A 15,145-nucleotide genomic window follows, 5' to 3' on the forward strand; every position below is an offset into this window, starting at 1 on the left:
ATGAACGCATTTATTCAAGGTCTTCCAAAAGTAGAGCTGCACTTACATATCGAAGGTTCACTTGAGCCGGAACTCTTATTCAAATTAGCAAAACGAAACGGCATCGAGATCCCTTACTCTTCTCCGAGTGAACTACGCAGCGCATATCAGTTCACAGACTTACAATCATTTCTCGACCTCTATTACCAAGGAGCGGGAGTTCTGCGTACGGAGCAAGATTTTTACGATCTCACTTGGGAATACTTACTGCACTGTAAAGAAGACAACGTTATTCATACCGAAATCTTTTTTGACCCTCAAACACACACAGAACGCGGCATAGACTTTGACACCGTTATCAATGGAATCGCTCGCGCGCTAAAAGATGGTCACGAAAAACTTGGCATTACCTCGCAAATTATTGCGTGTTTTCTCCGTCACCTTCCAGAAGAGAGCGCCATAGAGACCCTACAGGCTATTCTGAAACACCGTGATAAGATCATTGGTGTTGGACTAGATTCTTCAGAACAAGGTCATCCGCCAGCTAAATTCAAGCGCGTATTTAAACAAGCAGTAGAAGAAGGCTTACTTACCGTTGCTCACGCAGGAGAAGAAGGCCCCGCACAAAATATTAGCGATGCAATTGAAATGCTTTACGTGAGCCGCGTGGATCACGGTGTTCGCTGTGTTGATGATGAAGCATTAGTTGAATCCTTAATCGAAAGCCAAATGCCACTGACAGTGTGTCCGTTATCGAATCTTAAGCTATGTGTATTCGACGATATGAGAGATCACAATATTGTGGATTTGCTACGAAAAGGGGTCGCCGTAACGATTAACTCAGACGATCCTGTGTACTTTGGTGGCTACATGACGGACAACTTTTTGGCCGTCAACAACGCACATCCAATGAGTAAGAGTGAACTTGCCCAATTTACAATGAACGCGATTGATGCCAGCTTTATCGATAACGAGTTAAAGGCGAAGTATCGTCACCTTGTTAGCCAATACGTAAACCAGCACGAAGCGTTGCAATAAAGGCATCAGTGCCACGCCTAAGGTCAAACGCGTAGGTATTAAAACCCTACAAAGACTCTGTGGTTAACCGCATTTATAAACGCTAGACTGAGAAAGCTAAACTAGCACACAAAAAGGAATAGAATCATGATTCAACAAGGCCAAGCTCTACCAGTTGCAACTCTAAGTGAGTTGACTGCCGATGGTATGGTTAACCACGACGTTACAGAACTGTTTGCGAACAAGAAAGTCGTACTCTTTGCTGTACCTGGCGCATTCACCCCTACCTGTTCAGAAGCTCATCTACCAGGCTATGTGGTATTAGCTGATGAGCTAAAGGCAAAAGGTGTTGATTTAATTGCTTGCGTTTCTGTAAACGATGCATTTGTGATGCAAGCGTGGGGCGAAGCTCAAAACGCTTCTGAGATTCTGATGTTGGGTGATGGCGACGCTAGCTTTACTAAAGCATTGGGTCTTGAAATGGATACAGGCGGCTTTGGTGGTATTCGCTCACAACGTTACGCGATGATCATTGAAAACGGCACAGTGGCTAAGCTTAACGTTGAAGAGCCAAAAGAGTTTGAAGCAAGCAAAGCAGAAACGATTTTAGCGGCGCTTTAAGCTTACTCCTAAATACAAAAACGGAAGCCATCGCTTCCGTTTTTTGTTGGTTAACGCATTCTCACAACACTCGTTTGTTGCTTACGCTGCATTTCCGCAAAAGTCAGCACAAACGGGGATGACTGCTTTACACGGCTTGGTAATGAAGAAAGCGCATTGTAGGCATCCTGCTTCGTTTTAAAATCACCAACAGTTACCGTATACCAACGCGTGCCTCGGCTGTTTTTCCAGTTAACCCAAACCGGATGCTTAGGATCGATATAGCGAATATAATCTTTCACATCTTTTTCTTGCTTTAGCGCGAGTACCTGCATCGTGTAATGGTTTGGGTTTAAATAACCATATGCATCCTGAGAGGTCATGACTCCAACACATTGGCCGCTATCGACCTCCTGCTGGTAAGGCATAGCGCAGCCCATGAGCGATAAAATCAATGTCAAAGATAAAATCTTGTGCACGTGTCACTCCATTCTTGTTCTAGTTTCTTTTCTCTCGCACCCAAAAACACAAAACGCTCTTGGTCAGGTAAAAACACACCCTTACAAGAGGGCCTGTGTTTTAACGCAACGAGTATTCCAAAAACGTAAGGCGACCACGTTGGTCGCCTTAGTAAATTGATTTAATAGAACATTAACAAGATAGAGTGATATAGACAGAAGTTCGCTACTGTTTAGAACCAGCTAGCGACCAATTGCTTAAACCAGTCTAAAATTCGCTTGAATAAACTGCCTTCCTCCACAGACTCCAATGCAACGAGCTCGGCTTCATTTACGACCTTACCTTCGACTTTGTAAAGCACTTTACCAACCACTTGTTGCTCAGAAATTGGCGCAACTAAATCACCGTTGTATTCAACTTCCGCTTGCAGATTTTTTACATCTCCTTTTGGCAAAGTGAGATAAACATCGTTAGCTACGCCAACAGTAAGCTCGTCTTTTTCGCCCATCCAAACTCGAGCTTTCGCAAGTTCCGCACCCGCCTCAGTCGGCATTACCGTATCGTAAAAGCGGAAGCCATAACTTAACAGCTGCTTGCTTTCTGATTCACGAACATTCTCGCTCTTCGCTCCCATCACTACAGCAATCAGACGCATATCACCTTGTATTGCAGAAGTCGCTAGACTATAACCCGCACCGCTTGTATATCCAGTTTTCATGCCATCGACATTCATACTACGATCACGAAGCAAGCCATTACGGTTGTATTGAGTGATGCCATTGTAAGTAAACGAGGTTTCGCTATACAGCGGATAGATATCAGGTAAGTCACGAATAATCGCTTGGCCCAACTTGGCAATATCATAAGGTGTCGAATATAAACCGTCACTGTCTAGGCCGTGAGGGTTGGTGAATGCCGTGTTAGACAATTCAAGCTTGGCGGCCCAACTATTCATCAAACTCACAAACCCTGATTCACTTCCCGCAACATACTCAGCAATAGCAACACTGGCATCGTTACCAGATTGAACAATCAGACCACGGTATAAGTCAGACAAAGAAACGGAAGTATTGACTTCAATAAACATTTTTGAAGAATCTGGGAAATTTTTTGCCCAAGCATTTCGGCTGATGACAACCTCATCATTCAACGTAATATTGCCTGTATTAATTTCTTGACCAGCTACATAAGCAGTCATCAACTTCGTTAAACTCGCGGGGTTTAAACGTTTGTGGGCATCACGTTCAACCAGTACTTTCCCCGTATGGAAGTCCATCAAAACATAACCACGAGAACTGAGTTCCGGCGCATTTGGCACAACTGAAGGCGCAGCATAAGCCAACGAGGATACAGCAGCGAACCCTGTAATTAACACTGTGTGTAATATAGTACTTTTTCTCATCATGACATCTTATCTTAGTAGCATTTAAGGCTTACAAACGGTACCCGAATGAATTCAAAGCGCGGGATTACCTAGTTAAAAAACGAGTATATTGAAACGGCGCTCAGTTACAGCCACCTTGTTACGATTGGTTACTTTTACTCAATGTTTGTCGAAAATAATGAGAGGTAGGTAGAGCTTTCGTCTTGAAGAATGAAACAGGAGCGAAAATAATTCCGTAACGCTATGTTTTTTGAGAGGGGAGAAAAAGCGCGCAAGTCAATTCAGGGAGTAAGTTGGTATAGGAAAAGTAGTTGAGCTTTTATCCATATCTAAATAGAAAACAACAAAAACAACCAACAATAAGTCCAGTTAATTACTTACCAAGAAAACATATTGAAAACGCATCATAAAATCGTAATTAATTATCGATAAATTTAAAAACCTAATATTATAATTTATGTAAATTTCATTTATTATTAAATCGGAGAAAAATACAGCTTTCCTTTCTTAAAACTAAGAGACGATTTTTTCGATGTTTTTAGGTTTATCTCATCAGAGAACTTGGTATAACAGTGAGGGATAAGGCATCCGGACTTAGCGCGAAAGGATAACCCACTGTTATTTAAGTTCACACGCTGCTTTTTAATGACTAGAGACTTTAAACTGCGGTTACCTTGGGTTTGTGTAGCTATTCTTTGACGTACCCCAACCCAATACGACTCAAACGACGACATCATACATATCCTCTTTCATGATATAAGCATTAATAATTAAACATCGCTAAAAGCTAAGCTTGTCTTAAATAAAAGTACTAGAAATTAATTTTATTTCTTCAAAACAAATCAACTCGCATATTCCACATAAATTTAGTGGTTATGTCAAATATTAATTATCATTAATTTTATTTATAATGGATATAAAATCGGTTTATAATTTTTAAATAGTTTAATTATTAGAAAGAAGTATAACCAGTCCATATTTAACATGGAAATATGAGCTTTGTTTTGCATCATAACATATAAATACATTAAAGATTCATCTACGAACTAAATGCTCTTCAATAGGTGATATAAATTAGAATTTCGAGACTAAATGAGAATAAAAATAGCGCACCGTATATGGTGCGCTATAGATTTGATTAAGGTCACTGTATAAGCATAGATAAAACTAAACTCATTTGACGTAGCTAGGCCAAGATTGCTTATGGTTTAAGTTTCAATACTTTATCAATATCTTCTGCGCTGTGGCGCTCAGGTAACTGCTCCCATTCTTCACCCCATGAACGGTTCACAATTCGACCACGTTTTACCGCTTCACGCTCATCAATTACTTTTGCCCAACGCACAACGTTTTTGTAGCTTTCTACGTCTAAGAATTCAGCCGCATCGTAAGCACGACCCAACACAAGGTTGCCGTACCATGGCCATGTTGCGATATCAGCGATGCTGTACTCATCGCCACCTAGGAATTCATTGTTCGCAAGACGCTTGTCTAATACATCTAACTGACGTTTTGCTTCCATTGTAAAGCGGTTGATTGGGTACTCGAACTTCTCTGGTGCGTACGCGTAGAAGTGACCAAAACCACCGCCTAGGTATGGCGCAGAACCTTGCAGCCAGAATAACCAGTTCATTACCTCAGCACGCTTAGCGCCTTCTTTTGGTAAGAAATGATCAAATTTCTCTGCTAGATAAAACAAGATGTTGCCAGATTCAAACACGTTCACTGGCTCAGAACCCGAACGGTCAACCAATGCCGGAATTTTTGAGTTTGGGTTAACAGCTACAAAGCCAGAGCCAAACTGGTCACCATCGCCAATCTTAATCAGGTATGCATCGTATTCTGCTGCCGTTACGCCAGCCGCCAAAAGCTCTTCAAACATGATCGTCACTTTCTGACCATTTGGGGTACCCATTGAGTAAAGTTGGAATGGGTGCTCACCAATTGGAAGCTCTTGCTCATGACGTGCGCCAGAATCCGGACGGTTGATGCTCGCCCACTGACCGCCGTTTTCATTATCGTTTGTCCAAACTTTTGGTGGAATGTATTCGTTAGCCATTGTTTTCCCTTATTGTGTTTGAATGCATCTTCAAACTGACGGGTCTTACGCGCCAGCAAGCATTATTAACATCACCTCTTCGCCAACTGCGATTAGGCATACTCAAGATATTAGGTCGAATTCGCTAAATAAAAGTCCTGCAATCTCTTTTAGTTAGAACCTTTGGTTATGGGATTTTCTTTCACGCTATAAGTAAAAACGTCGCGATAATGTGAACTAGGTTCGAGATGCCAACGATGAGTAAGCTACACTCGGCGGCGCACCTCTATTTGGGGATTTAGAACAACCGCTAAACTTCAAAGTCACCAAGAATGAAGTTGTTCTGGATACCTTAGTTCAAACAACTTACGTGCGTGATAGGCAGTTAAGTTAGATAGTTAGAAAGAAAAACGCCCTTCACTAAATCAATGAAGGGCGTTTTAATGTATTCGAAACCGTTACTTAGCAGATTCAAACAAACCAGAAATACCTTTCAAAGGGAAAAGCCTTGCTTGCTCCAACCCTCTCAACGTTACCGTATTCAGGTCATCAATAAAGAAACGACTGGTCATCGTGTGTTTGCCACCATTAATGAAAATCTCGATGACAGAATTGTCGATATATATATCAATCGTCTGCTTAGCGTCCAATCTTGGTGCTTTTCGAATGCTACCAAATTCTTCTGCGTACAAATGAGACATGTGACGACGGTCCAGCATAAACTCGTGCTTTGTCGCACTAAAGACGATGTTGTCACCTTTGAGGTTACTCAGCTCAAGTTCAAAGCCATCGCCCTCAAGGTCTAATTGGATCAAACAACTTGTGCTTTCCAGTGTATGGGACTGTGCAAAGACTACCTCTTCTTTTCTTAAACTCTCCAATTCAGGGAGTGGAGTTTGAACAAGAAAACCATCTTTCAACGTTAGTTCTCTAGGAAGAGACAACATTCCTGCCCACTGGTGTGTGACCGATGGCGTGTCGATTTCTGGCAACCCTATCCATGCAATAAGAATGCGACGCCCATTCTCATCTAAATAGGTTTGTGGGGCGTAGAAATCAAACCCATAATCTGGCTGTAAAATATCTTGGTGGTTTTCTAAAGTCATCGACTCTAGGTTCAACTGATCACCCACGATATACGCGACAGAATAGATGTTTTTGAAATCATAAGGATTACTACTGCTCACGCCCTGTGGAGAAAACAGCATCACCGATTGACCATTAATCTCAAATAAATCAGGACACTCCCACATGTACCCAAGGTCAGAGAACTTGGTCTTGATAGGACCTTTATGCTGCCACGTTTTCAAATCTTTGCTTTGATAGAGCGCCATAGAACCATGCTCGGTTTTGGTTTGAGCACCCACCACCATCAAATAGTCGTCGCCTTTCTTCCAAACTTTTGGGTCACGAAAGTGCTCCGTGTAATGTTCGTTCTCAATGACTACACCGTGCTTTTCAATGCTGCCGTCTGAATCCATGGTGGCAAAACACTGTGTTGGGATTCGATTCCAGTTTTGGTCACGCTTGTTGCCAGTAAAAAACAGCAAAGCCTTGTTGTTTTCCACCAAAGCGCCGCCCGAATAGACACCATGTGAATCGTAGTCTTGGTCGGGATGAAGACCCACGCCATGATCAGTAAAATGGATGAAGTCTTTAGTAGAAAGGTGATACCAATACTTCATTCCATGGACTGGTCCCACAGGCGTCCACTGGTAAAAGATGTGGTGCTCACCATTGAAATAGCACAACCCATTTGGGTCATTTAACAGCCCAAATCTAGGGGCGATATGAAAACTAGGAAAGCCTTTATCTTGCTGACGTGAAAGTGTCATTTCTTCGATATCACACTGAGGGATTTGCTCAAGTCGACGATATCTTTGCTCTACAGTCCAACGGTTGTTTAAGCTCATAATTTTTCTCAACTGAAATTGGATCTGAAGATCATTGCCCAATAAATTGCAGCAACTCTGTCTGGGTCGGAAGCGCGGTCATTGCGCCTTTTTGCGTCGTCGCTAATGCACCACAGCCATTTGCCCATTGAATCGCAGAGCTAACAACAGGATGATTTTTCCAATCGTCATGCCGAGACAGGCATGCCAGTAGCCCTCCGACAAAAGCATCACCCGCACCTGTGGTGTCAATCGGACTAACGACTTGACCTGTGATCAGTTCACTCTGACTTTCAAAGACGCGCCAAACACCTTTCGCACCTTGTGTCACCAAGACCAAAGCAATATTCAAAGAGGCTATTTGTTGTAAACCTTGCGCCATCGACGTTGAGTCAGTTAAGAACAAAAGCTCTTCTTCAGAGAACTTAACCACATCGGCCATCGCTACAGCCTTCATCACGACAGCTTGGATTTCTGATTGATCTTGCCACACTTCATCACGCAAGTTAGGGTCAAAGCTAATGAAACCACCAGCGGCTTTTGCTCTTTTGATCGCCTCAAATGTGCTGCTTCTACTTGGCTCATTTGCCAGTGAAATTGAGCAAACGTGTAGCCAGTCACCTTGCTTAAAGTTTGGGATGTCTTCAACAGACATAAACTGATCAGCGCTCGGTTTTACCATAAACGTAAAGCTGCGTTCACCTTGATCATCTAAATCCACCACCACTGTTGATGTTCTTTGCTCTGGGTCTTTAACGAGAAACTCCGTGCTCACGCCCTCTTGATCGAGCGTTGATTGCATGAAGCGACCAAATGGGTCATCACCTACACGTCCAAAAAACGCACTCTTACCAGATAGACGAGCAATTGCTACGGCGACATTCGCTGGTGCACCACCGGGACATTTGAGTAAAGAAGTCTCAGATTCCGGTATTAGATCGACAACAGCATCACCAGTTACCCACACTTGATTCATCTTGCTTACCTTGAAATTAAAGCCCTGATAGTCCAACGTGTTGAACACCTTCACTACCAAGTAAAAATTGAAAAAGGCTAGCCAAGCCATTAGTGCTTGGCTAGCACCCCAAACATTTAGGAAAAGAAGTGGATTTTGGGGGACTCCACCCCTAAGGAGTTCAGATTAAGCCGCTGCTTTTCTACCGACTTTAGCGCGGTCACGCATACCAAGAACAATGGTGAGAACAAATGCGGTCAAGAACGCGATCACCATACCCGCGATGTAGTACCCAATCTTCTCTGGCGTAATGGAAATGATACCTGGAAGACCAGCTGCGCCCAATGCCTGAGCTTTCACATTAAACATTGTGATGAACGCACTTGATAACGCCGCAGCGCAAACTGCCGCAATAAATGGGTAACGTAGTTTTAAGTTAACACCAAACATAGCCGGTTCTGTAATACCTAGCAAACCCGTAACACCAGATGGAATCGCAATACCTTTCATCTTCTTATCTTTGCTCATCACGCCCACCGCCAACGCTGCCGCTCCTTGAGAAACGTTAGACATCGCCGCAATAGGAAAGATAAAGGTGCCGCCCGTCGTCGCAATATCCGCAAGAAGTTGAGTTTCAATCGCAATGAAGCTGTGATGCATACCAGTAATAACAAACGGAGCATAAATAAGACCAAATACCGCACCACCAACAAAGCCAGCAGTGTTGTATAGCCAGTTCAGACCATCACCCAATAGGAAACCAATATCACGCGTGAACGGACCGACGACAGTAAACGTCAGCAAACCCGCTATGAAAATCGCCAGTAATGGCGTTAAAAGGTTGTCTAAAACAGAAGGTATGACTTTACGTAAGCCTAGCTCAACCTTCGCAAGAATGAATGCCGATACCAAAACCGGTAACACCGAACCTTGGTAGCCCACTTTTTGGATTTCAAAGCCAAGAATATTCCAAACCGGAATGTTGCCAGACACAGATGCGCCGCCGAATCCCCAACCATTCAGCAAGTCAGGGTGAACCATCAACATACCTAGCGCCGCCCCTAAATATGGGTTACCGCCAAACTTCTTACTGGCTGAAAATGCCAGCAGAATAGGCAGGTAAACAAACGGCGCGTTCGCAAACGTGTTGATCATGTTCGCCAAGTCTGTCAGTCCTGGGTTGGCATCAATCAAAGATTTGCCATCAATGAACAAGCCTTGAGCAGTCAATAGGTTATAGATACCCATCAACAAACCACCAGCGACGATTGCTGGAATGATTGGAACGAAAATATCAGACAGCCCTTTCACCGCGCGCTGAACAATGTTTTGTTTCTCTGCGCCAGCAGACGCAACGTCGTTGGTGGACATTTCACTCATCCCCGTCAACTTCGCCATTTCTGCATAAACTTGGTTTACGATGCCAGATCCAAAAATGATTTGGTACTGACCCGCAACTTTGAACTGCCCTTTTACTCCTTCAAGGCTATCAATCGCTTGTTCATCTATTTTTTGCTCATCTGCAACGGCAAGGCGTAAGCGTGTCGCACAATGCGCAAGTGCGGTGATGTTGCTTTTACCACCTAATAGAGTTAACAACTCTTTTGCTACTGCCGGATAATTCATTTCATACCCCATTGGATTATTATCTGAGCTTGCGAAATCTTCGGGAACGTTTGCAAAATAGATTTTTGCTCAATAAAACCAAATGATCAAAGATAAAGCAGAGAGAATGTGAGAATGATCGTCAAATTCTCTCCCTAAGAGCAGTATAGGAGGTTAGAATCGCTACTTATCAAAGAGCTTTTCATCTTCTCTTTGCAAACAATCCCAAAAACGAAAAACAGAATGGATAGGAACAATGGCGAGTCTGCATGATGTCGCCCGTCTGGCTGGCGTATCAAAATCAACAGTGTCACGGGTTATAAACGATGAATATGGCGTAAAAGAAGCGACAAAACTGAAAGTCCGCCAAGCAGTAGCGGAGTGTGGCTATGTGCCAAACCAAGTCGCTAAAGATCTAAAATCTCAAAAGACCAATCTGGTTGGTGTCATTGTTCCTCGGGTTTCCTCTCATGCCACATCCCAAGGTGTCGATGGATTAACCGATGTCCTTGAAAAAGCAGGGAAACATGTCTTACTTGCTAGCACTCACCAAGCCCACGAAAAAGAACTGGAATACATTCAGATCTTTAACCAAAAACGGGTTGAAGGGATCATTCTTTACGCCACCCACCTCGATTCCAAGCTGGTAAAAGCAATTCAAAACTCAGCCGTTCCAGTTGTGCTCGTCGGTCAAGATGGTTCCATGTTTAATATTCCAAGCATCATTCATGATGACGCACGAGTAGGGTTTGAAGCGGGAAATAGACTGGTTGCAAAAGGTTGCCAAACCATGGGTTTTATTGGCGTGCAAGGTGACGATATCGCGGTAGATAAGCAACGCTCTGAAGGATTTGTTCAAGCGCTGCAACACCATGGTTTTGAGATCGCCTTCCATGCTCGTGGTGACTTTACCATCGATTCTGGCTATTCATTGGCAAAACAACACTTAACAAAGAACCCTAAGCTAGATGGCTTGTTCTGTGCGACAGACCGTATTGCTATCGGTGCGATGAGAGCGATTCAAGAGCTCGGGTTAACACCGGGTAAAGACGTTTTAGTGCTAGGAGTTGGTGATGATGAGCTCGCATCAGTGTGTACCCCAACCTTATCAACATTTAACTATGCATTTGATAAAGCGGGTGAAAATGGTGCGAAACTGCTACTAGATAGAATTGCCAACAGAAGTTTTGAAATGAGTAAGATGGTACTAACCTTCAAAACAATTGAGCGTCAGTCCTGTTAATGAAAAAGCGCCAACTGAAATCAGTTGGCGCTTTTCTTATTACTCTTTGTCGGTTAGATCCCTTTAGAACCAAGTTTCCATTTGCAGTGCAAACAGAACTTCACCACCATCACCCATCGTTGCAGCACCCGCATCCTGGCTAATCGAGTAGCCATTCAAGTCTTCGCTCCAATCAACGTAGCTAACTGCAAAACGTAGCTCCGGACGGTCAAAGAAACCTGCAGCGGTAGACATCTTAAGCGTTGGTGCGATTGTCGCTTTGTAAAAACTGCCACTTGCTTTATCAATCGCATTGTCTAGGTCCATGTATTGGTATGAGCCTTCATAAACCATCTCAAAGTTCTGCGTAAACTCTTGCGCTAAGCGGATGTTGAACGATGCCCACGTAAATTCATCATTTTTAGCAAAGCGATCTTGGCTGTGTTCTGCTAGCAACGCAGGTGCTACACGCCAGTTGTCGCCGATGCGTGTTACACCATAGCTGAACAAGCGTACGGCTTTTGCGTCTTCTAACAAATCTCCGTTTGAACCGATGCCTTTAAGTTCCGCACCCAGTCCATCACCCATCAAAATACCGGTTTTAGAGAAGCCTTCACTCATGCCAAAGAAGGTATCGCCATGGTAAGCAAACATCGCATGTAAACCTTTGTCCGCTGCTCCTTCTACGCGATCATTGTTATCAGCTGACGTCATGCCGCTCAGCATCAATTGCCAATTACCGAAGCGGTTGTTCATTGTCGCGATATAGTTTTCAACATCCGTTGACGAGCTATCAATCTCACCAAAATCACGACCATAGATCGAGAAGTTTGCTTTCCATGATTCGCTCATTTGGACGTCATACACACCAGCACCAGTGCCAGATAAGAAAACAATATCCGAGTCAAAGAAGTGAATGTCAAAGTTATCACGATCAAATCGTTTACCAGCCCAAAACGTCGCGTCAGCAAAAGCTCTTGATTCAGAGAACATACTCAACTTGTTTAGCTCAGCATATACCTGACGAACGTTTAATTGACTCTCGCTCGCCGTCCATTCGTTATTGGTTTCCGTACTATCTGCCAACATGATTCGGAACAATGCGCTGGAACCATCATCTGCAAAACGTTTGTGAATAAGGTTTGCTTCCACATAGTGATCATCCTCTACCCCTAATCGCCCAACTGGAGCGCCAATAGCACCAGCTGCCGTCATGTAAGGACCAGTACCCACTGCACCATTCAGATCGTCATTAATCAGTAGCCCGGAACGAGCGTAGCCGTGAAACTCAAAGCTTGAGGCTTTCTCATTTGCTTCTGTGGATGCTTTTTCTGTCTGTTCAAGTCTCTGTTCTAATTCATTAATTCGCTTTTCAAGAGCGTCAACATCTGTTGCTGCGAATACAGGTGCAGTAACCAGTCCAAGCGCTACTGCCATCGTCAAAGTGTGTAGTTTCATTTCCATAGTCTCACGTAAATTTATACTTAGGCATATTGCAAACGTTCCCAAGAAAAATCGCAAACTTATGGTGACTTTAAATGTCCATCTAAAGCCTGAATTTCAGAGCGCTCGTACTCAGAGCGTCTCTACTACTTATATCAATGAGGGCGATAATATATAAACTTTTCGGGAACGTTACCGCAAAGAGGTAATTTTGTTACTTCTATCACGTTCAATTGTGTTACTTACAGAAAAATCATTAACCAGCGCACATTTGAATAGTAATGAGAAAGAGGCATTGAAAGCCTTATTAACAGGTGGCATTGTGGCAAAGACGTTGGCTCAACGTCTTTTATAGATTGTCTTGTGGTTAGAGCGCACAAAAAACTTCATAGAATCAGTGAGAGCATTTGGCTCCATGCATTTTAATATCTACAAAACTCATTTTTTGAACATAAATGAGTTTTGTAAAATCTAATAATCTTGCTCATGGTCACTTCGGCTTCGAAAAGCCACTCATTACCAAAAAGTAATCAAGCTAATGCATCTCAACGTTATTCTCTTCAACTAGTAAGTATTTAATTTGATGTTGAAAATCTGCCTCAATTATATCTTCTCGACCTTTGGACATAACGGTGTCGTAAACCATGTTTACATATTCATACGACAGATATTTATCAAAAACATGAACTATATCGTCGTTAATTAAAATTTCACCGTAACAAGCTAAGTCTTCATCAAACGTATTTTGGTAACAAGATATTTTAGAACTATCCCATCCAGAGTAAAATTCGACACTCTTGACATCGTTATACATCGCAATTACTAACTTTTCGATTCCAAGCTGTCCTTCAGCCTCAAACCTCGACTCAAAGTTAACATAACCGATAGCAATACCTTCATTAGAAGCTGAGTAATCTTTATTAACTCCGTAGTGGACTTGATTTTCTCTAAGTTTAGAATTGCCAATAGCTTTCCAAGTTAGGCGATTCCCGTCAATATTTTCACCAAATGTAAGCTCTTCTTTGACCTCAATAATTTGGTTCGCCAGTTGGTAAGTTAAAGGCAGGTCAAGATCCGGAACGTTAGTGGCAAGACTTAGACCTTTCCTGCTATGTTTTTCGTAAATTACCTGATGCTTTCTTGGCTCGGAGTGAGAGCTTACAACTATCCATCCGCTTTCTTCAGTAGATGGGTTAGTTGATTCGGAGTTACAACCCAAAATAAGAAGAGTTGACGCGCTAAACAGTACAGTTTTTAAGTACATAGTGAGTATTCAAAGTTAATTATTTCTTGGCATTATCATTTAAATTAATACCATGGGCAACAAAATCATACTTTAATACCTCAACAGCTATTCTATTTCGAAGTTAATATTTTTGATTAGCTACATATCTAGGTTAATAACAGAGAACGATGTAAAAGTGAATTATGTGTACTCACTCTATACTTAATCATACAAGTCCGGCAGTGCGAAACGAATAAAGTGAAAGTGTCAAAAGCCCGAATAACATTCCTCAAACAAAAACGCCCTTCATATAAGTAAAGGGCGTTTGGTATTTGACGTTTTGATTAGCGAGCTATAAGACCAACCCACCGTCAATCTTGAGCACTTGGCCTGTAATGTAGGCGCTCTTGTCTGAGGTTAGGAAAGAGACGCCATTGGCAATATCTTGAACTGAGCCCATGCGCCCTAATGGGGTTTTGCCTTCCATCATTTGAATGACTTTCTCTGGCAGGTTCTTGGTCATATCGGTGGCGATAAAGCCTGGCGCGACACAGTTGACGCGTATCTGTGCACCCTTTCTTGAAAGTTCTTTCGCCCAACCTTTGCTCATTGAGATGACGCCGCCTTTACTTGCGCCATAGTTGCTCTGGCCGATGTTACCATCCGTTCCCACTATAGAAGAAATGCTAACAATACTACCTGCACCCTGCTCTAGCATGACAGGAGCAACACGTTGGGTGAGTAAGAACACCGCTTTCAGGTTCACGTCGATCACGCTGTCCCAGTCTTGCTCTAACATGTCTGGCAACAGTGCATCTCGAGTGATGCCTGCGTTGTTAACCAGAGCATCGATTCTTCCGTGCTGCTCTACAACACTTTCTACTACTTCACTTACGGCTTCGGCATCACACAAGTTGACTTGATAACTGCTTAGCTGCGCCGACTGACTCCATTCCACGGGAGATATGTCTAGCCCGATTACGTGGAATCCATCCTCCAGTAATTGCTCACAAATCGCTTGGCCAATACCACGAGCCGCACCAGTGACTACTGCTACTTTTTCCGGTTTCATCTTGGTCTTCCTTAAATGTTGAGATTACAAATTCGCTTGTATCCCTAGCGTTTTTTGTTTTTATGCCTAGTCGCGTTACAGCTGCGCTTCTCATACGCAGGGTCTTTTATATCTTATAAAAACTATAGAAACAGTCTGGGAGTCGGATGTGAACTAATCAAGGCAACTTGATGACTATGGCAAGATCAACGTAAGAAAGTGTGTTGGAAGGCGCAAAGTTACGCGATTGGAGGACTTGGATAGAAAAGTATTGG

General features: G+C 43.0%; 12 protein-coding genes and 1 pseudogene. 4 read left to right on the top strand and 9 right to left on the bottom strand.

Annotation, left to right across the window (positions count from 1 at the left end; translation table 11 throughout):
• Window positions 1-1,017 (top strand): adenosine deaminase, encoded by a 1,017-nt coding sequence (locus tag R7093_RS07985; RefSeq protein ID WP_318146591.1) that lies wholly within the window; start codon window positions 1-3, stop codon window positions 1,015-1,017.
• A 126-nt stretch (window positions 1,018-1,143) separates the two neighbouring features.
• Window positions 1,144-1,617 carry a peroxiredoxin gene (locus tag R7093_RS07990; RefSeq protein WP_053304562.1) on the top strand — a complete coding sequence of 158 codons (474 nt, stop codon included), beginning with the start codon at window positions 1,144-1,146 and terminating at the stop codon, window positions 1,615-1,617.
• 50 nt (window positions 1,618-1,667) lie between these two features.
• Here the strand turns inward: R7093_RS07990 and R7093_RS07995 are convergent, their stop codons facing one another.
• The 3 genes from R7093_RS07995 to yghU all read right to left on the bottom strand — a co-directional run bounded on the left by R7093_RS07995 (window position 1,668) and on the right by yghU (window position 5,498).
• Window positions 1,668-2,075 carry an SPOR domain-containing protein gene (locus R7093_RS07995; protein WP_005373701.1) on the bottom strand — a complete coding sequence of 136 codons (408 nt, stop codon included), beginning with the start codon at window positions 2,073-2,075 and terminating at the stop codon, window positions 1,668-1,670.
• 212 nt (window positions 2,076-2,287) lie between these two features.
• Window positions 2,288-3,457 carry a D-alanyl-D-alanine carboxypeptidase family protein gene (locus R7093_RS08000; protein WP_031778835.1) on the bottom strand — a complete coding sequence of 390 codons (1,170 nt, stop codon included), beginning with the start codon at window positions 3,455-3,457 and terminating at the stop codon, window positions 2,288-2,290.
• 1,183 nt (window positions 3,458-4,640) lie between these two features.
• Window positions 4,641-5,498, bottom strand: coding sequence for a glutathione-dependent disulfide-bond oxidoreductase (gene yghU, locus R7093_RS08005; protein ID WP_053349291.1), 858 nt, complete (start codon window positions 5,496-5,498; stop codon window positions 4,641-4,643).
• Between the two features lie 253 nt (window positions 5,499-5,751).
• Between yghU and R7093_RS08010 the strand changes: the two are divergent.
• Window positions 5,752-5,871, top strand: a pseudogene (locus R7093_RS08010) (dihydrofolate reductase); the annotation flags it as partial.
• A gap of 64 nt (window positions 5,872-5,935) precedes the next feature.
• Here R7093_RS08010 and R7093_RS08015 read toward each other — a convergent pair.
• The 3 genes from R7093_RS08015 to R7093_RS08025 form a co-directional block, all read right to left on the bottom strand.
• Window positions 5,936-7,390: a sucrose-6-phosphate hydrolase gene (locus R7093_RS08015; RefSeq protein WP_042523221.1), complete on the bottom strand. Its 1,455-nt coding sequence runs from the start codon at window positions 7,388-7,390 to the stop codon at window positions 5,936-5,938.
• A 31-nt stretch (window positions 7,391-7,421) separates the two neighbouring features.
• On the bottom strand, window positions 7,422-8,345 hold the full coding sequence (locus tag R7093_RS08020; protein WP_053349293.1) for an aminoimidazole riboside kinase: 924 nt from the start codon (window positions 8,343-8,345) through the stop codon (window positions 7,422-7,424).
• A 165-nt stretch (window positions 8,346-8,510) separates the two neighbouring features.
• A complete protein-coding gene (locus R7093_RS08025; RefSeq protein WP_025767958.1) occupies window positions 8,511-9,950 on the bottom strand; it encodes a sucrose-specific PTS transporter subunit IIBC in 1,440 nt (479 codons plus the stop codon).
• Between the two features lie 235 nt (window positions 9,951-10,185).
• On the opposite strand from R7093_RS08025, the gene R7093_RS08030 reads away from it, so the two are divergent.
• Entirely contained in the window at window positions 10,186-11,172 is a 987-nt protein-coding gene (locus tag R7093_RS08030; RefSeq protein WP_005373712.1) for a LacI family DNA-binding transcriptional regulator, read from the top strand.
• Window positions 11,173-11,235: 63 nt separating this feature from the next.
• Here the strand turns inward: R7093_RS08030 and R7093_RS08035 are convergent, their stop codons facing one another.
• The 3 genes from R7093_RS08035 to fabG all read right to left on the bottom strand — a co-directional run bounded on the left by R7093_RS08035 (window position 11,236) and on the right by fabG (window position 14,891).
• Entirely contained in the window at window positions 11,236-12,609 is a 1,374-nt protein-coding gene (locus tag R7093_RS08035) for a carbohydrate porin (RefSeq protein WP_042523226.1), read from the bottom strand.
• 520 nt (window positions 12,610-13,129) lie between these two features.
• Window positions 13,130-13,858 (bottom strand): hypothetical protein, encoded by a 729-nt coding sequence (locus tag R7093_RS08040; RefSeq protein WP_053808946.1) that lies wholly within the window; start codon window positions 13,856-13,858, stop codon window positions 13,130-13,132.
• A 313-nt stretch (window positions 13,859-14,171) separates the two neighbouring features.
• Window positions 14,172-14,891: a 3-oxoacyl-ACP reductase FabG gene (gene fabG, locus R7093_RS08045; protein WP_033906346.1), complete on the bottom strand. Its 720-nt coding sequence runs from the start codon at window positions 14,889-14,891 to the stop codon at window positions 14,172-14,174.
• Window positions 14,892-15,145: the final 254 nt, after the last annotated feature.

It is taken from the genome of Vibrio sp. 1580, from assembly GCF_033340055.1.